A 25,573-nucleotide genomic window follows, 5' to 3' on the forward strand; every position below is an offset into this window, starting at 1 on the left:
TTTTGATTTAATTTCAGTATTGCATTAATACAGCACGACTATTGCCAAATGTCCCCATGGATTCTATAGTAGAAATTGTCAAGATTGGGGGATTTAACGTGAAAGACGCAATAAAACGGCGGCCTGGAATGAAGATCGGAGCTTTTTGTGCCATGGCACTGATATTAACAGGATGCATGGGACAGGACCCGGTTGATTCACTTCATCATTCATTAGAAAAAGCCGCGGAATCGGAAAAGCCGTTTCAAGAAGAACAAAAAACACTCAAAGAATTAGAGGCCAAAGAAAATCAGCTTTACGATAGTGTTATGAAGCTCAATATGGATGATTATAAAAAAATTGTTGCTTTATCTGATAAGGCGCTTGAAAATGTCAGCAAGCGCGAAGAACACCTAAAGCTTGAAAATGACAGCATGAAAAAATCGGAAACGGAATTTGAGGAAGCAAAAACGTCAGCGGAACATATTAAGGAAAAAGACATAAAAGAAAAGGCCGATGCCGCAGCAAATCATATGGAGAAAAGATATACATCATATGGCACCATGTATAAAGAGTATAAAAAAGCACTTGAGCTTAATAAAAAACTGTATATGCAGCTGAAAGACAAAGATTTGACAAGAGCTGATCTGGATCAGCAGATCGATAAAGTCAATGCTTCTTATGAAAAGATCCTTAAATATAGCGGAGAATTTAATGAACAAACCGAAAAATATAATAAAGCCCGGGAAGATTTATATGATGCTGCAGGCTATCGTGTGAAAAAGAGCTGACTCGATCAGCTCTTTTTTTGAATGAAATGCGATTCGGATTTCGTTCAAAATTTTCATTTCTATTGTAGTACAGCATAGTAAGGTATACTAGTACAGTTTTGGGTGCGGTTGGCATCTGTTTTTTTGTTGAAAATGTAAAGCGAATACATTTATTGAAAATCAGCGATGAAAACGATTGACGGTTCTTCTTTATTTGGTGTAAACTAATCCATGTTAAGCGGTGTTGTATTAGTTTTTTACAACTTCGAAATAATACAGTTCAAAGCAGAGTGTAACTATCCTACATAAAAGGTTTTGGCAAACTGGGGATCGGCTAAAATATAATACGACTTACTGCTGATACTTTAGGGTACCCTAAGTTTGTATGTATAAAAGGAATGCACGTCTAATGACTGTTTAAAAGAAAGGAAGAGGTGACTTAGTATGGCTGCAAAAACGAAAAAAGCTATCGTTGACAGTAAGAAGCAATTTGATGCCATTAAAAAGCAGTTCGAAACGTTCCAAATTTTAAATGAAAAGGGAGAAGTCGTGAATGAAGCGGCGATGCCTGATTTAACTGATGATCAATTAAAAGAGCTAATGCGCCGCATGGTATTTACGCGTGTGCTTGACCAACGCTCTATCTCATTAAACCGTCAAGGACGTCTCGGATTTTACGCTCCTACTGCGGGTCAAGAAGCTTCTCAGATTGCAACGCATTTCGCGCTTGAAAAAGAAGACTTTGTTCTTCCTGGATACCGTGATGTGCCTCAGTTAATTTGGCACGGCCTTCCATTATATCAAGCGTTTCTTTTCTCTCGCGGACATTTCAGAGGAAACCAAATGCCTGATGATGTGAATGCCCTTTCTCCACAAATCATTATCGGTGCTCAATACATTCAAACTGCCGGTGTTGCGCTAGGTCTTAAAAAACGCGGTAAGAAAGCTGTCGCAATCACTTACACTGGTGACGGCGGAGCTTCTCAAGGGGACTTCTACGAAGGAATTAACTTTGCCGGAGCTTATAAAGCACCTGCGATCTTCGTGGTACAAAACAACCGTTACGCGATTTCAACTCCTGTTGAAAAACAATCTGCAGCTGAAACAATTGCACAAAAAGCTGTAGCTGCCGGTATTGTCGGCGTACAAGTAGACGGAATGGATCCGCTTGCTGTATACGCAGCAACTGCTGAAGCACGCGAGCGCGCAATCAACGGCGAAGGTCCAACACTAATTGAAACACTTACATTCCGTTATGGCCCGCACACAATGGCTGGTGACGATCCTACTAAATATCGTACAAAAGAAATCGAAAATGAGTGGGAACAAAAAGATCCGCTTGTACGTTTCCGTGCGTTCCTTGAAAACAAAGGCTTATGGTCTGAAGAAGAAGAAGCAAAAGTAATTGAGGATGCGAAAGAAGAAATTAAGCAAGCGATCAAAAAAGCTGATGCTGAACCGAAGCAAAAAGTAACTGATTTAATGAAAATCATGTACGAAAAAATGCCTCACAACCTTGAGGAGCAATTTGAAATTTATACACAGAAGGAGTCGAAGTAAGCCATGGCGCAAATGACAATGATTCAAGCAATCACGGATGCGTTACGCACAGAACTGAAAAATGACGAAAATGTCTTAGTTTTCGGAGAAGACGTTGGTGTAAACGGCGGCGTATTCCGTGCGACAGAAGGATTGCAAAAAGAATTCGGTGAAGACCGTGTGTTTGACACGCCACTTGCTGAATCTGGTATCGGCGGTCTTGCCCTTGGTTTAGGCTTAAACGGCTTCCGTCCGGTAATGGAAATCCAATTCTTCGGATTTGTTTATGAAGTAATGGATTCAGTTTCTGGCCAAATGGCTCGTATGCGCTACCGTTCTGGCGGACGCTGGACTTCACCTGTAACAATTCGTTCTCCATTCGGCGGCGGTGTTCATACTCCTGAACTTCACGCTGACAGCTTGGAAGGTCTTGTTGCACAACAGCCTGGTATCAAAGTTGTGATTCCATCAACTCCTTACGATGCCAAAGGACTTTTAATTTCTGCGATCAGAGATAATGATCCTGTTGTCTTCTTAGAACACATGAAGCTTTACCGTTCTTTCCGTCAGGAAGTTCCTGAAGAAGAATACACAATTGAGCTTGGAAAAGCTGACGTGAAACGTGAAGGTACTGATCTTTCAATCATCACTTACGGCGCAATGGTTCATGAATCATTAAAAGCTGCTGAGGAGCTTGAAAAAGACGGCATTTCTGCTGAAGTTGTCGACCTTCGTACAGTAAGCCCACTTGATATCGATACAATTATCGCTTCTGTAGAAAAAACAGGACGCGCGATTGTCGTTCAAGAGGCACAAAAACAAGCCGGTATTGCTGCAAACGTAGTAGCAGAAATTAATGACCGTGCGATCCTGAGCTTGGAAGCACCTGTACTTCGCGTTGCAGCGCCAGATACAGTATTTCCTTTCTCTCAAGCGGAGAGCGTATGGCTTCCAAACCATAAAGACGTTCTTGAAACAGCAAGAAAAGTACTTGAATTTTAATCAAACTGCATAATCGAGAGGGAAGATGAACGTTTTCCCTCTATTATATATCTGTTTTCAATGCTTACGATGTAAACTTTAAAATTGCTTAATCAAACTAGGAGGTCGAGAACTGTGGCATTTGAATTTAAACTTCCAGATATCGGGGAAGGTATCCACGAAGGCGAAATCGTAAAATGGTTTGTCAAGCCTAACGACGAGGTAGACGAAGATGATGTACTGGCTGAAGTCCAAAATGATAAAGCAGTAGTAGAAATTCCTTCACCTGTTAAAGGAAAAGTATTAGAATTAAAAGTTGAAGAGGGAACGGTTGCAACTGTTGGACAAACGATTATTACGTTTGATGCACCTGGTTACGAAGATCTTCAATTTAAAGGCAGCGACGAGTCTGACGATGCGAAAACTGAAGCACAAGTTCAGTCAACTGCAGAAGCTGGACAAGACGTTGCGAAAGAAGAGCAAGCTCAAGAGCCTGCAAAAGCTACTGGCGCAGGGCAGCAGGATCAAGCTGAAGTTGACCCGAACAAACGCGTGATCGCTATGCCTTCCGTACGTAAATATGCTCGTGAAAAAGGCGTAGACATCCGTAAGGTTACTGGTTCAGGCAACAACGGACGTGTAGTAAAAGAAGATATCGACAGCTTTGTAAACGGAGGAGCGCAAGAAGCTGCACCGCAAGAAACAGCTGCACCACAAGAAACAGCTGCTAAACCGGCTGCTGCACCAGCTCCAGAGGGCGAATTCCCAGAAACACGCGAAAAAATGAGCGGTATCCGTAAAGCAATTGCAAAAGCGATGGTTAACTCTAAACACACTGCTCCTCACGTAACGTTAATGGACGAAGTGGACGTAACAAACCTTGTTGCACATCGTAAACAGTTCAAACAAGTTGCTGCTGATCAAGGAATCAAGCTGACTTACTTGCCTTACGTTGTAAAAGCTCTTACATCTGCACTGAAAAAATTCCCTGTTTTAAACACGTCAATTGACGATAAAACAGATGAAGTTATTCAGAAACATTACTTCAACATCGGTATCGCTGCTGACACTGAAAAAGGCTTGCTTGTACCGGTTGTGAAAAATGCAGATCGTAAATCTGTCTTTGAAATTTCTGATGAGATCAATGGCCTTGCAACAAAAGCTCGTGAAGGCAAGCTTGCTCCAGCTGAAATGAAAGGCGCATCTTGCACAATTACAAACATCGGTTCTGCCGGCGGACAATGGTTCACTCCGGTTATCAACCATCCAGAAGTTGCGATTCTTGGTATCGGACGCATTGCAGAAAAAGCGATTGTTCGTGATGGCGAAATCGTAGCAGCTCCAGTCTTAGCTCTTTCTCTCAGCTTCGACCACCGTATGATCGACGGAGCAACTGCGCAAAATGCATTAAATCACATCAAGCGTTTACTGAACGATCCACAATTAATTTTAATGGAGGCGTAATGTTATGGTAGTAGGAGATTTCCCTATTGAAACAGATACTCTTGTAATTGGTGCGGGACCTGGCGGCTATGTAGCTGCCATCCGCGCTGCACAGCTTGGACAAAAAGTAACAGTCGTTGAAAAAGCAACTCTTGGAGGCGTTTGTCTGAACGTTGGATGTATCCCTTCAAAAGCGCTGATCAATGCAGGTCACCGTTATGAGAATGCAAAACATTCTGATGACATGGGAATCACTGCTGAAAATGTAACAGTTGATTTCACAAAAGTTCAAGAATGGAAAGCTTCTGTTGTCAACAAGCTTACTGGCGGTGTAGCAGGTCTTCTTAAAGGCAACAAAGTAGATGTTGTAAAAGGTGAAGCTTACTTTGTAGACAGCAATTCAGTTCGTGTTATGGATGAGAACTCTGCTCAAACATACACGTTCAAAAATGCAATCATCGCTACTGGATCTCGTCCTATCGAATTGCCAAACTTCAAATATAGTGAGCGTGTCCTGAATTCAACTGGCGCTTTGGCTCTTAAAGAAATTCCTAAAAAGCTCGTTGTTATCGGCGGCGGATACATCGGAACTGAACTTGGAACTGCGTATGCTAACTTCGGTACTGAACTTGTTATTCTTGAAGGCGGAGATGAAATTCTTCCTGGCTTCGAAAAACAAATGAGTTCTCTCGTTACACGCAGACTGAAGAAAAAAGGCAACGTTGAAATCCATACAAACGCGATGGCTAAAGGCGTTGAAGAAAGACCAGACGGCGTAACAGTTACTTTCGAAGTAAAAGGCGAAGAAAAAACTGTTGATGCTGATTACGTATTGATTACAGTAGGACGCCGTCCAAACACTGATGAGCTTGGTCTTGAGCAAGTCGGTATCGAAATGACGGACCGCGGTATCGTGAAAACTGACAAACAGTGCCGCACAAACGTACCTAACATTTATGCAATCGGTGATATCATCGAAGGACCGCCGCTTGCTCATAAAGCATCTTACGAAGGTAAAATCGCTGCAGAAGCTATCGCTGGAGAGCCTGCAGAAATCGATTACCTTGGTATTCCTGCGGTTGTTTTCTCTGAGCCTGAACTTGCATCAGTTGGTTACACTGAAGCACAGGCGAAAGAAGAAGGTCTTGACATTGTTGCTGCTAAATTCCCATTTGCAGCAAACGGCCGCGCGCTTTCTCTTAACGAAACAGACGGCTTCATGAAGCTGATCACTCGTAAAGAGGACGGTCTTGTGATCGGTGCGCAAATCGCCGGAGCAAGTGCTTCTGATATGATTTCTGAATTAAGCTTAGCGATTGAAGGCGGCATGACTGCTGAAGATATCGCAATGACAATTCACGCTCACCCAACATTGGGCGAAATCACAATGGAAGCTGCTGAAGTGGCAATCGGAAGTCCGATTCACATCGTAAAATAATTTTCATATCAAAAACAGCCCCGCTTTGAGCGAGGGCTGTTTTTTTATTTTGACAGCACATGCTGTAATGGTTTAATGATGTCTTCTTTCTTTTTCACACATCCCTCGATTTTCACCACGACATGGCGCTGATCAACAACCATAAGGGTAGGGACAGTTTCAATCTCATCTTCCCAGCCTTCTTTTTTATCATAGACCTTCATTTTATCTATTTGCTCGGGATAATCTTTTTCTAAATCAAGCAGTGCATCGTAATAAGGCGCTTCCTGGTCTATTTGGTTCTCATCAGAAAAAAACAGGATTTGTGTATGATGAATGTTGTCAATCCGGCTTTTTTTCATCGGATTGATGGTGGAAAGCGTACAGCCCGATAAAGCAAATACTATTATCAGCATGGGGAATACCGCGCGATATCGCATCTATCTTCTCCTCTGTATAAACAGTAGTTAACTAGCTTTAGTTTATCACGAGAGGCGGCTTAATCTGCTTCTTGTTACCTAATTGTTATATAATTGAAACCGTTTTTAAAGTGAGATTACATATTATATCAATCGTTTAAAATAGCAACCTGGGGTATATTGAATTTTTTGCTGCATTCTTGGATGAAAGTTCAAGAAAACGTGCAATTACATTATGTGCTGTGGCATATATATCGAGTAAAGCTTCTGTATGAAGAAGATATTGTATGATGGAAAATGGAAAAACAAGGTGAATATGATGAGATGAAATAAAATGTGTTATACAGTTTGTTGTTGACATTTTAAATGTGACATATTAATATAATAACAACAAAAGAAATTAAGCGTTTTCAAATTTCAAAGAAATGGGGAATAAGAGATGGGTACGATTGTTTGCCAAGATTGCAACGAAGCCATTCATTACTTTGAAGATGAGAAAGTGACAACATTATACGGAACATGCTGCGGACAATGTCAATGTCCTGTTGATGAAGAGTAAAAAAAAGCATGCGGCTTAAAGCCGCATGCTTTTTATTTTTTATTGAATTGCTTTTTGTTCTTTGATGACTCGGATCATATGTAAAGTCGAGTCCTCAGGTCCTTGAACAGGGAGGCCTGCGTCAAGGTTTTTAAAAATGTAGCTGATGTTTTCTTCTGTAATAATTTCTCCTGGGATGAAGATTGGAATACCAGGCGGATATACCATGACAAATTCAGCAATAATCCGTCCGGATGCTTCTTTTAATGGGATGACTTCCGTATTTGCATAGAAAGCATCACGCGGAGTCATTGCCAATAAAGGTATTTCTGGAAGCAGAACCTCAGTTTGCTGATGTGTTACATCTTGTTCTGACATTTGCTGTGCGATCTCAGTTAAAGCCTCTACAAGCCGGTCTGCATCATTTTGGCTGTCACCAGGAGTGAAAATACACAAAATATTGTACAGATCAGAAAGCTCAACCTCAATATTAAAGGATTCACGAAGCCATTTTTCCACGTCATGTCCTGTCAGGCCAAGACTTTTCACAGAGATAATCAATTTTGTCGGATCATAGCTGTAAGCTGCTTTCGACCCAAGAATCTCAGAACCGACACAATAAATGCCTTCAATCTGGTTGAGGCGATCTCTCGTCTGATTGGCAAGCTTTAGTGTTTCCTCAGCAAGCTGGTGGCCTTCTGTTGCAAGGCGTTTTCTGGCAACATCCAAAGAAGCAAGAAGCAAGTAAGAAGTTGACGTAGTTGTCAGCATGCTCAGTATGGATTGCACTCTGTCTTTTGATACAAGGCCCTCTCTCATGTTTAAAATCGAACTTTGCGTGAGTGATCCGCCCAGCTTGTGTACACTTGTCGCTGCTATGTCCGCTCCTGCCTGCATAGCCGATAGCGGCAATTCGTCGTGAAAATGAATGTGAACGCCGTGTGCTTCATCCACAAGCACTGGCACATCAAACGAATGAGCGAGTTCTACGATGCTTTTTAAGTCGGCTGCAACACCGAAATATGTCGGGTTGATGACGAGAAGCCCTTTTGCATCCGGATGTTCGGTAAGCGCCCGTTTAGCAGATTCAAGTGTAATGCCGTGGGAGATACCCAATTCATTGTCAATTTCAGGATGAATAAAAATTGGAATCGCTCCGGAAAATACAATAGCTGTCATAATTGATTTATGAACATTTCTTGGAATAATAATTTTATCACCAGGTCCGCAAACAGCCATTACCATTGTCATAATGGCGCCGCTTGTTCCTTGAACAGAAAAAAATGTATGATCCGCTCCAAATGCTTCAGCAGCCAGATCTTGTGCTTGTTTAATAATGCCTTTTGGCGCGTGCAGATCGTCTAATGGTTCAATATTAATCAAATCTATGCTTAACGCGTTTTCACCGATAAATTGTCTGAATTCTGGGTCCATTCCTGCCCCTTTTTTATGGCCGGGAATGTGGAATTGAACAGGCTGTCTGCTTGCATGCTTTTTCAGTCCTGTGTATAAGGGTGTTTCATGTTGCGACAATTGTTTTCCCACCTTTGTAATCATACCTATGCATAATAGTGTGTATTAAAATCAGTTTCTCAACCGTTTTTTAGACGTAAAACAAATGAATTATATTATGAACTTGAAAGAATGTAAAGAACAATTTATGATCAAATGAAGATGCTTTCTCTTAAGGGAAGTAAATCTACAAGGAGTGAAGAAAATGGAGTATCAATATCCGATGAATGAAGATTGGACAACCGAAGAAGCAGTGGATGTGATTGCATTTTTCCAGCAGGTTGAGCTTGCATATGAAAAAGGGGCGGATCGTGAAGAACTGCTTAAAGCTTACCGCCGTTTCAAGGAAATTGTACCGGGGAAAGCCGAAGAAAAAAAGCTATGCGGCGAGTTTGAGGAACAAAGTACATATTCTCCTTATCGCACGGTCAAACAGGCGAGAGAATCTGATCACGCGAAGATTAAGATGTAAGAAAAAGAGCCGGGGGATATCCCGGCTCTTTTTTATGCTTGTGATACTTTTTGGGTGAGACGGTACAGAAAAGCAAGCTGCTTAAAGGCATCGTCGATACGCTGAAGGAATTCCTGGTTATTCATATTCAGCACTTCTTCTTTTTGGAGCTGGATGCCGCATAACAGCTCAGCTTTCTTTACAGTCTGCAAACGCTCAAACAGTGTCTTCAGCTGTTCCTTGTCCATTTCAGACTGTTTATGTACTCCCGGTTTTGTGTGATCTGCAGACCAAACGAAGCTGTCAGGGATATTTTTCGTAATGGTTTCTTGGTTCATTTCAAGCAATTTGCCGTATTCTTCTTTGATAGGGGATTCATAAATAATCGCAAACCACACAAAGACATGGCTTTCCCATAAACCAATTTGGAAATGCGGCAGTTTTTTATAGCCTCTTTTGCTGTTTGCGAACGCCACCCAGCTGTCAGCAGGGGGATTGACGGATCTTCTTGCATGCTTTGCCACATGCGGAAACATTTCATCTCCGGTTAAAGCTGATAAAGTTGGGGCAAAATGTTCGCCTAGAGCTGTAAGCTTCGGACGGACCGTCTCTTTTAATACTTCCATGCGCGCGTCTAAGCCTTCTATTGTAAATGTGTTAAAGTCCTCTTCAGTGAAACGCATTTGTGTCATGATTTTCCTCCTTCATGCTAAGTATACATATTTTATCACAGTTCATACGAGCTTCAAAAAGATTGAGTGCGTTTGAAGTAAGGGGAAATGTGGTAATAAACGAATAGGTAAACACACAATTTTCAGAATCATGTTGCGCGTAAATAGAACAATCATACGATATAAGAAGTAATCATTGTTGAATGGCAAAATGGGATGCTTTTTTACAAACAAATGATCTCTGGAAGGGGCGAAAGACAATGAGGCAAGTTGTAAAAGAGGGATTTAAGGAAGAGAAAAACAATCGTGTTGCTGTCTGGAGACTAGAGGTTGATTATGAATTGGCAACCCTATATGAAGCAATGCAGAAAGAAAATGAAGAGCAGATTGAACAAAGCAAAAACAAACTTGAGCGACTTAGAAAAGAATGGATTCGTCTTAACGGGTAAAAAAGCGATAGTGAAAACGAACCGCATGAATGGTTCGTTTTTACGTGAGAAGGGATATTTTTCATTTTCCTTGCTTTTTCATTGTCGTTATCAGTATCCTATAAAATAAAAGGTCTACATAGAAGAGAGGTACGAACGAATGACAAATTGGACGGAAATTGATGAGATTGCAAAGAAATGGATAAGAGAAGCAGGCGCGAGAATTAAACAATCCATGCATGAAAGCCTGACAATTGAAACGAAATCAAATCCGAATGATTTAGTCACCAATATTGACAAAGAAACCGAAAAGTTTTTCATTGATCGAATTCAAGAAACATTTCCGGGACATCGGATACTCGGTGAAGAGGGGCAAGGAGACAAAATCCACTCACTTGAGGGAGTCGTATGGATTATTGATCCGATTGATGGGACGATGAATTTTGTGCACCAGCAAAGAAATTTTGCGATTTCCATTGGGATTTTTGAAAACGGTGAAGGGAAAATCGGCTTAATTTATGATGTGGTGCACGATGAGCTGTATCACGCATTTAGCGGCAGAGGGGCTTATATGGATGATACGAAGCTGGCTCCTTTAAAAGAAACCGTCATTGAAGAAGCGATTCTTGCCATTAATGCAACATGGGTAACGGAAAACAGAAGAATTGATCAAAGTGTGTTAGCGCCACTTGTGAAAAGAGTCAGAGGCACACGCTCATACGGTTCTGCCGCTTTAGAGCTGGCAAATGTCGCGGCAGGAAGAATAGATGCTTACATCACGATGCGCCTTGCGCCATGGGACTACGCAGCCGGCTGTGTGCTGTTAAATGAAGTAGGAGGCATCTATACGACCATTGAAGGAGAGCCGTTTACCTTTTTAGAAAACCACAGTGTGCTAGCCGGAAACCCATCTATACATAAAACGATATTTGAAGAGTATCTTCATGCTGGGAAGTAGGCCATTTGAGCAGGATGATCTCAGCTTGTTAGAAAAGCTCGCGGAGGCTCATCCTGTATGGAAAGAGGAGGAGTTTGGAGATAAAGATGCACAAGACTATATCATCTCCTATTCCATGTACAACGGGGCATGGCTTGTATGGGAAAAAGACGGTCTGCCTGTTGCCGTCAGCTACCATCTCGAGTGGTCTCCTTCAAACGGTAAGCCGTGGCTCGGAACGGTCCTGATTGACCCGGCTGAAGAAAAAAAGGGACATGCGAAGATGATCATTGAACAGATCAGCAAATTGCTTAGAGCCAAACACAAAGCGATGTTTGCGGGAGTTCCCATTGAGCGCAGTGAATGGATACTGTTTTTAAGCCAATGCGGCTTTGAACAGCTGAAAACGGAAAAAGATGAGAAAGGCAAATCATTTATGATCTTGGTGAAGCCTTTAGCAGAAGCTGCCGTATGATAACGGCAGCTTATTTGCTGCATGCGGGTTCAATAAAAAGCCTCTCAAACATTGAGAGGCTTCTGATGATTTGAAAATTATTTTTTTACCGCATGAATATAATGAATCGTTTCAAACGCTGACAAATTGTCTTTTCGATTACTAAAGAAAAGGTCATTGATGTCGTCTGGTGATAGATGTTCATAGATCAGTAAACCAGATGACTCTAACAGATGTTCAATCTCTTGATAAGTGAAACATGATTTCATCGGTTCCCCGCTTGCGGCAGCCATCTTCACCATATGTTCAACTCGATTCGACGTCCCTTTTGCTGTAAAAAGTGTTTCGTCCGCATAATCAAAAACAATAGAGCTTCCAGGCGGGACATGAGAAAATAAATTGCTTATCAAGCTTGCATTTTCTTCCTGTGTTACATAATAAGACACTCCGAGAAGGCTGAAGAATGTTTTTGTGTTCTTAAATCCTTCATCTAAAAGAGGATCATATGAAAACGTTTTGGTGAAATCCATAGGAACAAAATGAAGATGACCCGGAATTGTCAGATTTGCATCCTTCAGCTTATTTTTTTTGAATTGCTGTGTAGCCGGATGGTCAACCTCGAAAACCTGTAAGCTGTTTTCTAATTCTGGATGCCGAAAGCAGAAAGTATCCAGCCCCGCTCCAAGAATGACATACTGTTTTGCTCCCAGCATTAATTCGTTGTGCAAGACTTTTTCACAATAAGAAGCACGTGCTAGGGGCGTGGGAGACAGCTGGATTTGTGCAACCCATTTTAATATTTTTTCAGGATCATTTTGAAGACGTTCGGCGATCTCTTTGTTGAAAAACGATATTCCTTGAATCATATTTTTACTGATGTCGATAAACTCTTTTTCGTTAATGAGATCTTTTGCGATAAAATCATCAAAAATAAGAGGTGTGTCATATCGGCTGTGATATGCACGGGCAAAAGCTGAAATTAGAGACGTTAAGCTGGACTCATTTTTCCTCATGAAATGATCCTCCACAAAAAATAAGATTCCCCTGGCCAGGAGAATCTTATTATACATACAAATATATTAATAGTAAATTTTAGCATAAATAAATTTTTTTGTCAATGTTTTTGCTCATAACTGGACGCGCGATCCTTCACATAGCCACGTGACCTGTAGCAGAATTCGTCTATCAATTATGTGGACTGAATCATTAGCTTTTATAAAATGCGCACTTGCGGCTGCATCCCTCTTTTTGCAAATCAGAAGCGGTTGCTGTCTCATGACAGCATCTTTTCGTTGTTTCTGCTGAAGAGAGAAATCAAGATATGTAACAAAAAAGCCTGAGGGATCTCAGGCTTTTCCTAATATTACAATCCAACAGCATTCCAGGCTGCTTCAACTTTAGCGGCATCAGTTGAGCCGTAGAGGTCACGGGCAGACTGAATGAGAGCTGCCTTGGCATCTTTGAACGTGGAAGAAGGCGTGAGGTACGTTGTTAACGCACGGTAATAGATTTGCTGTGATTTAGATACACCAAGTTTTGTGATGGTGTTGTAAGCGGCTTTGTTTGGAATTCCGCTGTTTGTGTGTACACCGCCATAATCGCCTTCATCTGTGTTTGGAAGGTTTCTGTAATTGGCGTAATTGTCAGGCTGGTTGTATTTTGTAGGGTTGGACAGGCTGCGAAGAGCAGGCTGGCTGACCGTAATGTCTTCACCGATGTCCCAGTCTTCTGTATCGTTAAAATACCCGAATACGTCAGAGAAAGACTCGTTTAATGCACCTGGCTGATTTTCATAAATCAAGTTGGCTGTTTCTTGGGTGACGCCATGTGTCATTTCATGCGCTGTCACATCTAATGAGCCGGAAAGCGGAGAGAAGAATGAACCGTCGCCATCACCGTAAATCATCTGGTCTCCTGTCCATGCAGCGTTATTGTATTGAGTGCCGTAGTGAACGGAAGAAACGATTTTACTGCCTCTGTTATCATAGCTGTTTCGTTTAAAGTTTGAATAAAAATAATCGTACACTTTACCGAGGTTATAGTGTGCGTCAACGGCTGCCCGCTGTGATGAAGATGTAAATGTTTTCGTTGTGCTTGAGACAAGCGTGCCCGGAAGGCGGCTTTGTCTGTTTTGCAAATCATATGTGATGATTTGGGTGCCTGTTGGTTTTGAAAGATCTCTTAGAACATATTTTCCGCCTTCATAAGAGATGTTCAAAGGAACAGTTGCGCCCTTTAGAGTTGTTCCGCTTCCAGTGGCGGCGGCATGTTCTACTTTATTTTGCTGTTTTAAAATGCTGCCTGTTTCAGCGTCAACTAAGACTTCCCAGTTTGCAGGTTCAGGCTCGACATAGCGAATCGTCACGTCGTAAGCAAGACGATAGCTGCCGTCCTTTGTTTCTATCGCTTTCAATTCGGCTTTATTGCTGTTTTTGGCCGCTCCGTTAGAAACAGCGTCTGGTGATTTGCCGATAGCTTTGAAAGCGAGTGCCAGAGCTTTTTCAGAAGAGACTTTTTGGCTGTTATCTGTTTTTGCAGCAGATTGATTGTGTAATTCACCATTGACCGCATAGACATTATCGGATTTATCGACGTGAACGATCACTTGCGAATCTTTAATTGGCACTCCGTTAACGACAGGCGCATATCGAAAGTGCTTGTATCCAAGGGCATCAGTCGTGCTTTCAACAAGCTTCAGCCTTTTGGAAGGGTCACCTTTAAAAATGTTGCTGTTCTTTTTCAAAAACTGCTTGACAGCCTTGTCATTTGGTGCAGAGAGTTCTGATTGCGCAATCGCGTTTTTGGAGAGGAAATTTGTTTGATTCTCTTTAAGCTGATGACCTTCAGCAGCCTGAACACCAGGAAGGCTGATTGATAAACTCATAAACGAAGCAGCGACAGCAACAGACAATTTCTTACCTAAACCCACAATAAATCCCCCTTTTTGAAAATACTGAAAACTTTATATTGTTATATTAAACTAGCATTCTGGAATACTCAACAAAAACTAACATAACTAGACAAAATTGATAGTATTGTCCTGTGTTTGTTTTTGTTGAATAATATCAAGATGAGTCAAGTGTCATGTGACGGTTCACTCAAGAGTTATGTTTTTTACATATCAAGGGGAAGATGAGATATTTTTGTTTCAACTTGAAACTTTTTGAAAAGTCCGCTGTCTAACCGAATGAGGCCTTAATAAGAAGTAAAGGATTGTTGTTCGTGTTGGAGTTATTCAGTCATTATGTATTGCATTTCGAACGTTATTTTATATTAAGCAGACAAAGCACCCTGCTGATTCAATGGTCAATTGTTGTTCTGGCGGGCTTATATCTTTTGGTGCATCATCCCAAAATAAACCTGCAGCGCACAATGTTCTTGGCGGGTGTTATGTTGCGGATTGTGCTGCTGTCGGGAGTGTCTGTTGAACTTATTCACCAGGTGCAATCAACAAACTTCACCAGCGCTTACTTAAGAGAGGACGGAAAAGAACTGTTGCCGCTGCTGCATTTTTTGTTATACGGATATGTGCTGCTGACGGCTTTTCACTATATGTTGATGCCGCGTGATCATGGCGGAAAGGGTAAGTTTTATACGTTCGACCTTGCCGTTGTCAGTTTGCCAATCGTACAAATGATATTCAGTTTCTTTACGTATTGGAAGGAAAATCCAGATGGAGTCGAGCCAGTTGCATTCGTGTTTTTGTTTTTCATTATTACTCTTTCTATTGTGTTGAATGTTGTGTTTTTCAAGCTGTATTGGAGAACAAATAAGATTTTACTAGGCTTATTTTATACGCTGATTATCGGACTGCTTGTCTTGCTGCTTGCGCCATATCCCAATCAAATCTCAAAAGATTATGGTGCAGTAATGCCATATACGATTTATTTGGCAATGGCGGGATTTTTGATGAGCTATCATCTGTTCCAAAAGTCAGGAAAGGTTTATGTGCGTGTGAATAAGTGGGTGACGATGGCTGTCATGGTGTTTTTTGTCCTGCTGTTAAATCCGATATATAACATAGGAACGGCTGCTTTCGCTGTATCAAAACCGATAAATGTCCATGATTCATTCAATTATGTCGGGGAGCACATTTCATCAGAAAAAGCGGAACAGATACTAAAGTCATTTTTTCCTACGGATGAAACACTTTATTTGCACGATACAAACATGGATGTGCATTATTTCTACTCATTTGAAAGCAAGAGTTATAAAGCTGAGGTAGATGAAGTATCGCAGCTGATTCGTAATTATGAATACTTACAAAAAGCGCATGGGAAAAAGCTAACGAATCAGGAGTACAAGCGAAAGTCCATCGCTTTCCTTGAGCGACACGGACGTGTGTTACATAAGGATCATATCGAAACAAAGGTATCTCAAGAAGACGGCCAGACAGTCGTACGTATTTACCTGAAAAATCAACTTCATAAAAAAGATCATGCTGATGATGGCGCGGTATTTTATTGGGAAAAGGAAACCTTAATGGGGTTTAGTGAAGATCCTTCGATTTATCAGCTTGACTCTCTTCTGCATGTTCATATAACAGAACAAAACATTCACGACAAAGTGGAACAAATGTTTACAGCGCTGAACATATCAAAACAGCCTTATCAGATCACTGATATTGAAAGCGACAGCCTGCTCGGAAGCATGGTGAGAGTTGAAACAAAAGATGGAATTGTATTGGAGTTTGATGGAGAATCCGGTAGTTTACACAGTCTCTCGATTCCAATGAAAAAGGAAATTTCACTGACTAACAGCCGGCTGCAGCGGCAGGTATTAACGGTCTTCGATGCTGATGTATCAGAAATGAAGAAAAAAAGCAGTCAGAGTGACATGGTGATGTATACTGATTCTTCTAAAACATATGAGTTTTTTGAAGATCAAGGTCAGCTAAACGTTTATGTATACAGCGATACACCTGATCAGTCATTCCCCTATACGTATCGTAATGGAACATTGGCTTACGAAAAGGTAGCTTCTCTATATCAGGATGTTATTTACAAAAAGCGTATGCGTCCGATTATCGTTCAAAGAGAGGATGAACGGCATTATGCATGGCTGATCATTATTCAGCCGTTTGGTTCAAATCGCCATGATGCCTATGTAGTGGATGGAGAAACACAAGAGGTGAAAAGTCTTTATGAATCATAAAGAAAAAGAATCTGTTTTTGTAGACTTATACGACCTGTATAAAGAAGGAGAGCTAGAGGATGAATCAATGGAATGGATGAAACAGCATGAATCCCTATTTCAAAAGAATGCGGAAGACTTAAAGAGTAAAACTTGTTTAAAGAGAAGTCCCGGTGCTGAAGAAGAAAGCCAAATCAGATATATGAAAGTATACCTGTCTTCCATGTATATCTGTTTCATTTTATTGGCCATTTGGATGACGGTGTGGTTTTACTTTTAATGAAGCATAGGGATTCCATTGAGGACTTGTATCGGCAGTATTATCAAGAAATTTTAAATTATTTATTCAGAAGGACTCATCATCTTGAAACAGCCAAGGACTTAGCGCAGGACACGTTTGTGAAAGCTCTTAACGGTCTGGCTTCGTTTAGGGGGCATTCTTCCATCAGAACATGGCTCTACACCATTGCGCATCATACCTTTATCAATTGGTACCGCAGGGATGTCAAATACCAATTTACTGATATCAGCAAAAATGAAGGGGTAACGCAAACAACTTATGAGCAGCCTGAACAGTATCTGTCACGGACGGTGAAAAGCGAAACACTGCGGCAGGAGCTCCTGAAGTTAAAAGATCAGCATCAATCCGTTTTGATTTTAAGAGAATTCCAAGAGCTTTCTTATGAAGAAATCGCTGAGATATTAGGATGGAGTCTTTCTAAGGTGAAAACCACATTGCACCGGGCTAGATTAGAACTTAAGAAAAACATGACGAAAAGTAGAGAGGAGGAGCGGATATGACCTGCTTTCTAGTAAGAGACCTGCTTCCTCTGTATCTTGAAGGTGATTGTAAAAGAGAAACGGAACACGTTATAGAAGAGCATTTAAAAATGTGCAGCAGCTGCAGAGACATGTATGACACGATGGCTGAGCCATTTGAATTGGAAAGCGAACAGGCCGTTGAGGAGGCTTATCTGCCGGAAGAAGAACTGCGTTTTAAACAGAGGTACTATGGATTACTTATCATGAAAGCTGCCTGCTGGTTTGGAGCGGCGGTTGCCATGATGCTGATCATCAAATTGCTGATATAAAAAAAGCGCTTGTCCGATTCCGGCAAGCGCTTTTTCACATTAAGCCTGGGGATGAATCATATCGTAAATAGCGGAAAGCTGTTCTTGTGACATGGCACTGAAGAGTTTTTCATAAACGTCAGCTTGCAGTGGCGTTGCACCTGCTTGTAGCGCTGCGTCTTTATCATAGCTGTACACATCATCTTGTAGCACAATGGCTGCTTGAAGAATGTGAATCTTGAGAGAAACAGCGGAGAAAAATTGTTCAAGTGCAAGTGCTTCTTTTTCTGTGAAGCCAAGTTCAACTGCTTTTTCTGTATCAAATTTGTAATTTCCATCCTCGAGATACACACATTGTGAAACAATGCTGAAAAATTCTGATGTCGATTCCCAGAGTGTAGCAATTACCTGAGCCTCTTCTTTTGTCATTCCTAACTCGACAGCTTTTTCGCTGTCAAAATAATATACACCGTCTTGTTCGTATATACATTGATTTAATATATCAATGAATGTATTGAGATCTTCGTTAGTGCTCGCCTGATGCTGGAGTTGAACAGCAGTGTTATCAACCAGTGTTTTTGCGCTGGCTGCATCAGGACCGAACGTTAATAGAGCAGCTGATGTCATTGCGGCAGTCGTTAACATAGCTTTTTTTACAAATGTTTTCTTCATGTTTCTTCTCTCCCTTTTATGAATTGTGCTACAAATTCCATTATAGGGAGTAGTTTCCGGTGGAGGAATAGGCGCTATGGTATTTTATGTGTATCGTTGCCGAACTACTTTTTGAAGGCTGCACGTGTGATCGTTAGAACGATTGTCTATGTATGAAGGCTGTTTTGCATCTTCCTGACTAAGAAACAGGGGAGATAAGGCTTAAGAAATGAAAAACACCGCTTTCTTTGCGGTGTTTTTTGATTACAATGTCGCCGGCGGGGCAATGCTTTTAATCAAGCAAGCCTTGTTCGCGCATTTTCTTTTTTAATGTAAATCCGCCGCCCATGACAGCGCAAACAAGTACAATGCTGGCGATAATGCCTGCAGGGCTTTTTTCAGCGATAAAGACGCCGATCAGCATAATGCTGAAAACCGCTGCAAATGCAAATAATAGTAAAAGCCAATTCATTTTTTTCATAAATTCCATCCCCTTTTACGTCTTATATTAAGTTTACAGAAAAACGTGACGCTTTTAAAGAGGATGTGTGATATAATATGAAAGTTATCTAATTTTTTTAGGAGATGAAAAAGTGAAACTTCGAAATGATCTTCGCAACATCGCGATTATTGCCCACGTTGACCATGGGAAAACGACTCTAGTCGATCAGCTTTTACATCAGGCTGGTACGTTCCGTGCCAACGAACAGGTTGCTGAACGCGCAATGGACTCTAATGATCTTGAACGCGAACGCGGCATTACAATATTGGCGAAAAATACTGCGATTAACTATAAAGATACACGTATCAATATTTTGGACACCCCTGGACACGCAGACTTTGGGGGAGAAGTAGAACGGATTATGAAAATGGTTGACGGCGTAGTGCTTGTCGTTGACGCATATGAAGGCTGTATGCCTCAAACTCGTTTTGTTCTGAAAAAAGCTCTTGAGCAAAACCTGAACCCTGTTGTTGTTGTAAACAAAATTGACCGTGACTTTGCTCGTCCAGAGGAAGTTATCGATGAAGTTCTGGATCTGTTCATTGAGCTTGATGCTAATGAAGAGCAGCTCGAGTTCCCAGTGGTATATGCTTCCGCGATTAATGGAACAGCGAGTCTTGATCCGAAACAACAGGATGAAAACATGGAAGCTTTATATGAAACCATTATTAAGCATGTCCCGGCACCTGTTGATAATGCAGAGGAGCCGCTTCAATTCCAAGTTGCCCTTCTTGACTACAACGACTATGTAGGCCGTATCGGAATCGGACGCGTATTCCGCGGCACAATGAAAGTCGGACAGCAGGTTTCTCTTATGAAGCTTGACGGAACGGCAAAGTCATTCCGTGTTACAAAGATTTTTGGTTTCCAAGGCTTAAAGCGTGTGGAAATTGAAGAAGCAAAAGCGGGAGACCTCGTTGCGGTTTCCGGGATGGAAGATATCAACGTTGGTGAAACGGTATGTCCTGTAGACCATCAAGATCCGCTTCCGGTGCTTCGCATTGATGAGCCGACACTTCAAATGACATTTGTCGTGAATAACAGTCCGTTTGCAGGCCGTGAAGGCAAATATGTAACGGCCCGCAAAATCGAAGAGCGTCTTCAATCACAGCTTCAGACGGATGTGAGCTTGCGTGTTGAGCCGACAGCTTCTCCTGATGCTTGGGTTGTTTCAGGACGCGGTGAACTGCACTTGTCAATTTTAATTGAAAATATGCGTCGTGAGGGCTATGAGCTTCAAGTGTCAAAACCTGAAGTTATTATCAAAGAAATCGACGGCGTACGCTGTGAGCCTGTTGAACGTGTGCAAATTGATGTTCCTGAAGAGCATACTGGCTCTGTCATGGAATCAATGGGTGCCCGCAAAGGCGAAATGGTTGATATGATCAACAACGGAAACGGCCAAGTCCGTCTCATCTTTACAGTTCCTTCCCGCGGATTGATCGGTTACTCTACAGAATTCCTATCATTAACACGCGGATTCGGTATTTTGAACCATACGTTTGACAGCTACCAGCCGATGCAGGCAGGCCAAGTCGGCGGACGCCGTCAAGGTGTACTTGTGTCAATGGAAAACGGAAAAGCAACATCATACGGTATTCAAGGAATTGAAGACCGCGGTGTCATCTTCGTTGAGCCGGGGACTGAAGTATACGAAGGAATGATCGTTGGAGAGCATAACCGTGACAATGACCTTGTTGTTAACGTCAGCAAAATGAAACAGCAAACAAACGTCCGTTCTGCGACAAAGGATCAGACAACTACAATTAAAAAAGCGCGCATCATGTCTCTTGAGGAGTCTCTAGAGTACTTAAACGAAGATGAATATTGTGAAGTAACGCCTGAATCCATCCGTTTAAGAAAGAAGATCCTCAATAAGAACGAACGTGAAAAAGCAGCTAAAAAGAAAAAAACAGCAGGATTGTCTTAATCTCGTGCAGAATTTGAAAAGATAGATAGAACCCGTACGTTTACAGGGGAGGGAATCTTTTTGAATGACGTAAGCGAACGTCTGTCGTTCTTCGCCGCTCTATATCAAGTAGACCGGCAGCCTGCGGCAGGCATGTGGCTGCTGTACGGCACGATTTTTGTGTTGGCCGTTATTGTATTTAAGCTTGGATTTGCTAAACGGCTTCCTGTATTAAAATCTGCAGTGGTGTATGTATTTTTGGCGTTGGGCTGCACTGTTTTGACTTTTTTAGGGGTGTTTTTGCCCGTGGCAGAAGGATTGGTCGTCGCTGCGCTGATTTTAATCATTTACAAAATCCGGCTGTATCAGTCGAAAAAAGGACAGTCTGCAAAATCATAAAAGACTCAGCTGAAAGCTGAGTCTTTTTTTGTGTTCTGTATGGTTAAGCGGCCGCTTTATTTTTTGACTTTTTCTTTTTTCTGCTGTCCCGGGTGAAAAGTAAATTTTCCCGTTTTCAGCCGTTCCTCTGTTTTTTTGGCAATCCGATCGTGGCAGTCTTGGCACATATATGTATGGATCGGGCGGTTTCGAAGCCGTTTCGCGATCAGGGTATCATCATCAATTGTTTCAATTTTATCGCAAATAGAACATTTGACCCTCATCATATCACCTCTTTCACTAACATGTATTATAGCACGGATCAGAAGCTGTCCAAAATAAGAAAAAGCTAAAGCGCAAGGCTATAGCTTAGTCATTGTTGTTCTTTTTCATATGATGATCAGATTGATCGTTTTGCTCCTTCTCCATTTCCTGCTGCTGTTTTCTATTTAATTGGTCATTTTGCTGCTTTGTTTGCGGTTCGTCTTCATTGTCAATCACATCGTTAGGCACTTCGGGAAGCACTCGGCCGACAATTGCAGCTAATTCATCCAGTATGCCTGTTACCGGACGGCCCTCGCTGATTTCTCTGCTCATTTCGCGAAGGCGGCTGACCGTATCGGGATCAGCAATGACTACTGCGTTGGCGCCATATCGATCATTCTTTAGCGCCTGAGCTACAGAATATTTAATGGTTTCCACTTTGCTTCTGTCCAAAGTATCATCGACATCAATCCCAACAACAGCATAGCCTCCCAGCACAACGGCTGTTGCATCCTTGACGTCGGGGTTTTTTTCAGCAACGCTGACAAGATGCTTGGCAATATCCGTTCTTGTTCCATTGTCTTTTGTTTCTTGAGTTGTGTCCTTTACGTGAATCGGTTTAGTCTCCTGCTGTCTTGTTGATTCTTTTTCAACATTCTGGCCCTGTTTTCCTTGTTGATAGGCACAAGCGGACAGGATAAGTGTCAGCTGTATGATAATGAAAAGAATTCGCACTTGCGGGTTCCCTCCTTAAAATGCTTTCATTAATTTTATTGTTGAATTAACCTTCTATCTTTATGCACAAAAACATATATTTTAGCAGGCATTCATCTTTTTCATCAAAAGAGAAGCAGGAAGAACTTTGACCCTTATATCAGGAGGCTGAGACTTGAGTAAAATTTATGTGTTAGATACGAATGTGTTATTACAGGATCCTAACGCGATATTTTCTTTTGAAGAAAATGAGGTTGTCATCCCTGCTGTCGTTTTAGAAGAGGTTGACTCAAAAAAACGGTATATGGACGAAGTTGGGAGGAATGCAAGGCACGTATCTAAGCTAATCGATGCGCTAAGACAAAAGGGCAGGCTGCATGAGCATGTACCGCTTGACACCGGCGGCACACTGAGAATTGAACTGAATCATCGTTCGTTTCACCAGCTGCAAGAGATCTTTATTGAAAAGACGAACGATAATCGCATATTAGCCGTTGCGAAAAACTTGAGCCTCGAGGAAGAAACCAAGGAAAATGGCAGGCCGGTTATCCTCGTCAGTAAGGATGTACTGGTCAGGGTTAAAGCCGACGCAATCGGACTGCTTGCTGAAGATTTCTTGAATGACCGGGTTGTGGACAATGATGAAATGTACAGCGGCTATAAGGATTTATATATCAGCCAGCAGCTGTTCAGCTCTTTTTACGGGAAAAATCAAATTTCAGTAAACGATGTGAAACAGCATGCGTTTTATCCGAATCAGTTTGCTTTAATGAAGGATGAGCTAGGAGGATCCTCCTCGGCAGTCGGAATTGCAGACAAAACCGGAACGGTATTAAAAAGACTCGTATTTGATGATGAACATATATGGGGAATCAGGCCCAAAAATGTACAGCAGACAATGGCATTAGAGCTTTTGCTGCGGGAAGATATTCCGCTTGTCACCCTGATCGGAAAAGCTGGAACCGGCAAAACGCTCTTAGCTTTGGCGGCAGGGCTATTACAGACAGAAGACTTGGGAATATACAAAAAGCTGGTCGTCGCAAGGCCGATTGTTCCTGTTGGCAAGGACATCGGATATTTGCCAGGCGAAAAAGAGGAAAAGCTAAAGCCTTGGATGCAGCCGATTTTTGACAACTTAGAGTTTCTGTTTAATGCGAAAAAACCAGGGGAGCTTGATGCTATTTTGGCGGGAATTGGCTCAATTCAGGTAGAGGCGCTGACTTATATCAGAGGGAGAAGCATTCCAGATCAATTTATTATCATTGATGAAGCGCAAAATTTGACCAGGCATGAGGTGAAAACTTTGCTGACGAGAGTCGGTGAAGGCAGTAAAATTGTCTTAATGGGTGACCCTGAACAAATTGATCACCCATATTTAGACAGTCTGAATAATGGTTTGGCCTATGTGGTTGAGCGGTTTAAAGGACAACCCATCTCAGGCAGCGTGAAGCTGTTAAAAGGTGAGAGATCAGGTCTCGCCCAGCTCGCAGCTGATTTGCTGTAACATTAAATGATTTCGATCTCTTTTACATCGGTAATCGGCTGTTTGTGATGGACCGGGTCTTCAAAGTAAATATGCACGGGGCCGCCTTCTTGAATCGGCTTGCCTGCCTCACTGAAATGGACAATACTGTTCAGAGCAGTTTCCAGAGAAACGGCGGCCTTTCCCGAACTTGTGACAAATACACATTGTGTCGCAGAGCTGTTCGGCTCAGCATTTTTCAGGACAGTCCCAAGTCTCATTGCGAAACTGCCGTTCATCAGTTTTTGCTTCTCATATTGCTTTTCCGTCTTTAATGTAGGCGGCGCGATTCGCCCCTCTCTGATGACGCGTTCCGGATCAAGGTCTGATTCATCCCCGGCTGATTGTAAATATGTGTCTTGACTGTCCCCTTTGCGGTCAAACGAAAATTTGCGATCATCAAAAATCCATACGCTTGGATCAATGGTAATTGGATATGTAACATTGCCTTTTACTTGGATAACGCTCATGATATGACCCCCTTCTCTCAAAATTATAAAAGTTTTCGCATGAATTGTCACTTTGTGTACAAATTATGTGTATTGAAATGCTGAGGGAACGAGGGTGTTTGCATGGTATGCCGGCATAATGATGAGCTTGAAGCCTTAGTGAAAAAGGCGAAAAAAGTAACGGACAAGGGGGAGGTAGCCAGCTATATTCCCGCCTTGGCAAAAGCTGATAAACACGACCTGTCAGTGGCGATTTATTATTCCAATAATGTTTGTCTGTCAGCAGGTGACGTAGAAAAAACATTTACGCTTCAAAGTATATCGAAAGTCCTTTCCCTTGCTTTGGTGTTAATGGAATACGGCAAAGATAAGGTCTTCAGTTATGTTGGACAGGAGCCGACCGGTGATCCGTTTAATTCAATTATCAAGCTCGAAACGGTGAATCCGAGCAAGCCGTTAAACCCTATGATTAATGCCGGGGCATTGGTAGTGACAAGTCTGATAAGAGGAAGAACGGTGAAAGAGAGACTTGATTATTTGCTTTCTTTTATCAGAAGGCTGACAAACAACCAAGAGATTACATACTGCCGGGAAGTGGCTGAATCTGAATACAGCACTTCAATGATTAATCGGGCGATGTGTTATTATATGAAGCAGTACGGCATTTTTGAAGATGATGTAGAAGCAGTAATGGATTTATACACGAAGCAATGCGCGATTGAGATGAACAGCTTGGATTTAGCGAAAATCGGATCTGTATTTGCATTGAACGGCAGACATCCAGAGACTGGGGAGCAAGTCATCTCAAAAGATGTCGCTAGAATTTGCAAAACGTTTATGGTGACGTGCGGAATGTACAATGCAAGCGGGGAATTCGCAATTAAGGTCGGAATTCCTGCGAAAAGCGGCGTATCCGGCGGGATTATGGGCATTTCGCCTTACGATTTCGGGATCGGCATATTCGGCCCCGCATTAGACGAAAAAGGGAACAGCATTGCAGGTGTAAAGCTTTTGGAAATAATGTCTGAGATGTACAGGCTGAGTATTTTTTAATTTATGTCATATGCTTAAATCCTCTTGCATTTTCTGTTGATACCCTTTATGATAAATAGAAGAATTAGGTACTCGCCTGGGGAACGGAGGGATACTTTTGGCTTCAGAGATGATAGTTGACCATCGGCAAAAAGCTTTTGAACTCTTAAAAGTGGACGCTGAGAAGATTTTGAAGCTGATCCGAGTACAAATGGATAACTTAACGATGCCTCAATGTCCTCTATATGAAGAGGTTTTAGATACTCAAATGTTCGGGCTTTCGAGGGAAATCGATTTTGCTGTCCGCCTGGGATTGGTTGATGAAAAAGACGGTAAAGACCTTTTATACACATTGGAACGCGAATTGTCTGCTTTACATGACGCGTTTACAGCTAAATAAATGATAAAAC

29 protein-coding genes are annotated in these 25,573 nt (G+C 41.9%); 19 read left to right on the plus strand and 10 right to left on the minus strand.

Annotation, left to right across the window (positions count from 1 at the left end; translation table 11 throughout):
- The first annotated feature begins 98 nt into the window (after positions 1-98).
- From KXZ66_RS07835 to lpdA, 5 genes are all read left to right on the plus strand, one after another.
- Complete coding sequence (locus KXZ66_RS07835; protein WP_101502073.1) at positions 99-770, plus strand: YkyA family protein; 672 nt, start codon at positions 99-101, stop codon at positions 768-770.
- 423 nt (positions 771-1,193) lie between these two features.
- Complete coding sequence (gene pdhA / locus KXZ66_RS07840) at positions 1,194-2,309, plus strand: pyruvate dehydrogenase (acetyl-transferring) E1 component subunit alpha (RefSeq protein WP_003222294.1); 1,116 nt, start codon at positions 1,194-1,196, stop codon at positions 2,307-2,309.
- 3 nt (positions 2,310-2,312) lie between these two features.
- Positions 2,313-3,290, plus strand: coding sequence for a pyruvate dehydrogenase complex E1 component subunit beta (gene pdhB / locus KXZ66_RS07845; RefSeq protein WP_014113660.1), 978 nt, complete (start codon positions 2,313-2,315; stop codon positions 3,288-3,290).
- 114 nt (positions 3,291-3,404) lie between these two features.
- On the plus strand, positions 3,405-4,733 hold the full coding sequence (gene pdhC / locus KXZ66_RS07850; protein ID WP_003232311.1) for a pyruvate dehydrogenase complex dihydrolipoyllysine-residue acetyltransferase: 1,329 nt from the start codon (positions 3,405-3,407) through the stop codon (positions 4,731-4,733).
- A gap of 4 nt (positions 4,734-4,737) precedes the next feature.
- On the plus strand, positions 4,738-6,150 hold the full coding sequence (lpdA, locus tag KXZ66_RS07855; protein WP_003232309.1) for a dihydrolipoyl dehydrogenase: 1,413 nt from the start codon (positions 4,738-4,740) through the stop codon (positions 6,148-6,150).
- Between the two features lie 44 nt (positions 6,151-6,194).
- On the opposite strand, the gene slp is transcribed toward lpdA, so the two are convergent.
- The gene (gene slp / locus KXZ66_RS07860; protein ID WP_003245672.1) at positions 6,195-6,569 is read right to left on the minus strand and encodes a peptidoglycan-associated lipoprotein Slp; all 375 of its coding nucleotides are present in this window, start codon (positions 6,567-6,569) and stop codon (positions 6,195-6,197) included.
- A 418-nt stretch (positions 6,570-6,987) separates the two neighbouring features.
- On the opposite strand from slp, the gene KXZ66_RS07865 reads away from it, so the two are divergent.
- Positions 6,988-7,107, plus strand: coding sequence for a GapA-binding peptide SR1P (locus KXZ66_RS07865; protein ID WP_003232305.1), 120 nt, complete (start codon positions 6,988-6,990; stop codon positions 7,105-7,107).
- 39 nt (positions 7,108-7,146) lie between these two features.
- Here KXZ66_RS07865 and speA read toward each other — a convergent pair whose 3' ends face one another.
- A complete protein-coding gene (gene speA / locus KXZ66_RS07870) occupies positions 7,147-8,619 on the minus strand; it encodes an arginine decarboxylase (RefSeq protein ID WP_017694801.1) in 1,473 nt (490 codons plus the stop codon).
- A 184-nt stretch (positions 8,620-8,803) separates the two neighbouring features.
- Between speA and KXZ66_RS07875 the strand changes: the two genes are divergently transcribed.
- Positions 8,804-9,070 (plus strand): UPF0223 family protein, encoded by a 267-nt coding sequence (locus KXZ66_RS07875; protein ID WP_003245382.1) that lies wholly within the window; start codon positions 8,804-8,806, stop codon positions 9,068-9,070.
- A 32-nt stretch (positions 9,071-9,102) separates the two neighbouring features.
- Here KXZ66_RS07875 and KXZ66_RS07880 read toward each other — a convergent pair whose 3' ends face one another.
- The gene (locus tag KXZ66_RS07880; protein WP_014479697.1) at positions 9,103-9,741 is read right to left on the minus strand and encodes a YktB family protein; all 639 of its coding nucleotides are present in this window, start codon (positions 9,739-9,741) and stop codon (positions 9,103-9,105) included.
- A gap of 239 nt (positions 9,742-9,980) precedes the next feature.
- On the opposite strand from KXZ66_RS07880, the gene KXZ66_RS07885 reads away from it, so the two are divergent.
- From KXZ66_RS07885 to KXZ66_RS07895, 3 genes are all read left to right on the plus strand, one after another.
- Positions 9,981-10,169 carry a hypothetical protein gene (locus KXZ66_RS07885; RefSeq protein ID WP_009967148.1) on the plus strand — a complete coding sequence of 63 codons (189 nt, stop codon included), beginning with the start codon at positions 9,981-9,983 and terminating at the stop codon, positions 10,167-10,169.
- 139 nt (positions 10,170-10,308) lie between these two features.
- Entirely contained in the window at positions 10,309-11,106 is a 798-nt protein-coding gene (gene suhB / locus KXZ66_RS07890; protein ID WP_151870253.1) for an inositol-1-monophosphatase, read from the plus strand.
- 25 nt (positions 11,107-11,131) lie between these two features.
- Positions 11,132-11,560: a GNAT family protein gene (locus KXZ66_RS07895; RefSeq protein WP_076457950.1), complete on the plus strand. Its 429-nt coding sequence runs from the start codon at positions 11,132-11,134 to the stop codon at positions 11,558-11,560.
- A gap of 77 nt (positions 11,561-11,637) precedes the next feature.
- Here the strand turns inward: KXZ66_RS07895 and KXZ66_RS07900 are convergent, their stop codons facing one another.
- Together KXZ66_RS07900 and nprE are read right to left on the minus strand one after the other, a co-directional pair.
- On the minus strand, positions 11,638-12,552 hold the full coding sequence (locus tag KXZ66_RS07900; RefSeq protein WP_049139907.1) for a class I SAM-dependent methyltransferase: 915 nt from the start codon (positions 12,550-12,552) through the stop codon (positions 11,638-11,640).
- 350 nt (positions 12,553-12,902) lie between these two features.
- Complete coding sequence (nprE, locus tag KXZ66_RS07905; protein WP_014479700.1) at positions 12,903-14,468, minus strand: neutral metalloprotease NprE; 1,566 nt, start codon at positions 14,466-14,468, stop codon at positions 12,903-12,905.
- Between the two features lie 284 nt (positions 14,469-14,752).
- On the opposite strand from nprE, the gene KXZ66_RS07910 reads away from it, so the two are divergent.
- The 4 genes from KXZ66_RS07910 to sigQ are packed head-to-tail and all read left to right on the plus strand — an operon-like array spanning position 14,753 to position 17,763.
- Complete coding sequence (locus KXZ66_RS07910) at positions 14,753-16,693, plus strand: hypothetical protein (RefSeq protein WP_151870252.1); 1,941 nt, start codon at positions 14,753-14,755, stop codon at positions 16,691-16,693.
- Positions 16,683-16,952: a hypothetical protein gene (locus tag KXZ66_RS07915; RefSeq protein ID WP_003232287.1), complete on the plus strand. Its 270-nt coding sequence runs from the start codon at positions 16,683-16,685 to the stop codon at positions 16,950-16,952. Before KXZ66_RS07910 ends, KXZ66_RS07915 begins: the two co-directional genes overlap by 11 nt.
- Complete coding sequence (gene ylaC / locus KXZ66_RS07920) at positions 16,952-17,473, plus strand: RNA polymerase sigma factor YlaC (protein ID WP_032725760.1); 522 nt, start codon at positions 16,952-16,954, stop codon at positions 17,471-17,473. Before KXZ66_RS07915 ends, ylaC begins: the two co-directional genes overlap by 1 nt.
- Positions 17,470-17,763 (plus strand): anti-YlaC sigma factor ylaD, encoded by a 294-nt coding sequence (gene sigQ / locus KXZ66_RS07925; RefSeq protein WP_003232283.1) that lies wholly within the window; start codon positions 17,470-17,472, stop codon positions 17,761-17,763. Before ylaC ends, sigQ begins: the two co-directional genes overlap by 4 nt.
- A gap of 39 nt (positions 17,764-17,802) precedes the next feature.
- On the opposite strand, the gene KXZ66_RS07930 is transcribed toward sigQ, so the two are convergent.
- Positions 17,803-18,414, minus strand: a complete 612-nt coding sequence (locus KXZ66_RS07930; RefSeq protein WP_049139912.1) for a hypothetical protein — start codon at positions 18,412-18,414, stop codon at positions 17,803-17,805.
- A 271-nt stretch (positions 18,415-18,685) separates the two neighbouring features.
- Positions 18,686-18,874 (minus strand): YlaF family protein, encoded by a 189-nt coding sequence (locus KXZ66_RS07935; protein WP_003245500.1) that lies wholly within the window; start codon positions 18,872-18,874, stop codon positions 18,686-18,688.
- A 112-nt stretch (positions 18,875-18,986) separates the two neighbouring features.
- On the opposite strand from KXZ66_RS07935, the gene typA reads away from it, so the two are divergent.
- Both typA and KXZ66_RS07945 read left to right on the plus strand, forming a co-directional pair.
- Positions 18,987-20,825 carry a translational GTPase TypA gene (gene typA / locus KXZ66_RS07940; protein ID WP_003232278.1) on the plus strand — a complete coding sequence of 613 codons (1,839 nt, stop codon included), beginning with the start codon at positions 18,987-18,989 and terminating at the stop codon, positions 20,823-20,825.
- 60 nt (positions 20,826-20,885) lie between these two features.
- Positions 20,886-21,203, plus strand: coding sequence for a YlaH-like family protein (locus KXZ66_RS07945; protein WP_003232274.1), 318 nt, complete (start codon positions 20,886-20,888; stop codon positions 21,201-21,203).
- A 56-nt stretch (positions 21,204-21,259) separates the two neighbouring features.
- Here the strand turns inward: KXZ66_RS07945 and KXZ66_RS07950 are convergent, their stop codons facing one another.
- Together KXZ66_RS07950 and KXZ66_RS07955 are read right to left on the minus strand one after the other, a co-directional pair.
- Positions 21,260-21,469, minus strand: a complete 210-nt coding sequence (locus KXZ66_RS07950) for a YlaI family protein (protein WP_080351412.1) — start codon at positions 21,467-21,469, stop codon at positions 21,260-21,262.
- Between the two features lie 82 nt (positions 21,470-21,551).
- Positions 21,552-22,181 (minus strand): YhcN/YlaJ family sporulation lipoprotein, encoded by a 630-nt coding sequence (locus KXZ66_RS07955; RefSeq protein ID WP_021479356.1) that lies wholly within the window; start codon positions 22,179-22,181, stop codon positions 21,552-21,554.
- Between the two features lie 154 nt (positions 22,182-22,335).
- Between KXZ66_RS07955 and KXZ66_RS07960 the strand changes: the two genes are divergently transcribed.
- Positions 22,336-23,664, plus strand: a complete 1,329-nt coding sequence (locus KXZ66_RS07960) for a PhoH family protein (protein ID WP_003245272.1) — start codon at positions 22,336-22,338, stop codon at positions 23,662-23,664.
- 2 nt (positions 23,665-23,666) lie between these two features.
- Here KXZ66_RS07960 and KXZ66_RS07965 read toward each other — a convergent pair whose 3' ends face one another.
- The gene (locus KXZ66_RS07965) at positions 23,667-24,152 is read right to left on the minus strand and encodes a hypothetical protein (protein ID WP_003245279.1); all 486 of its coding nucleotides are present in this window, start codon (positions 24,150-24,152) and stop codon (positions 23,667-23,669) included.
- 102 nt (positions 24,153-24,254) lie between these two features.
- Between KXZ66_RS07965 and glsA the strand changes: the two genes are divergently transcribed.
- Positions 24,255-25,184 carry a glutaminase A gene (gene glsA, locus KXZ66_RS07970; RefSeq protein ID WP_003232263.1) on the plus strand — a complete coding sequence of 310 codons (930 nt, stop codon included), beginning with the start codon at positions 24,255-24,257 and terminating at the stop codon, positions 25,182-25,184.
- A 97-nt stretch (positions 25,185-25,281) separates the two neighbouring features.
- Positions 25,282-25,563, plus strand: a complete 282-nt coding sequence (locus tag KXZ66_RS07975; RefSeq protein WP_003245286.1) for an Fpa/YlaN family protein — start codon at positions 25,282-25,284, stop codon at positions 25,561-25,563.
- The last annotated feature ends 10 nt before the right edge of the window (positions 25,564-25,573 follow it).

Origin of the sequence: Bacillus sp. LJBS17, from assembly GCF_019334685.1 — a bacterium.
In the GTDB taxonomy this organism is placed as follows: domain Bacteria; phylum Bacillota; class Bacilli; order Bacillales; family Bacillaceae; genus Bacillus; species Bacillus subtilis.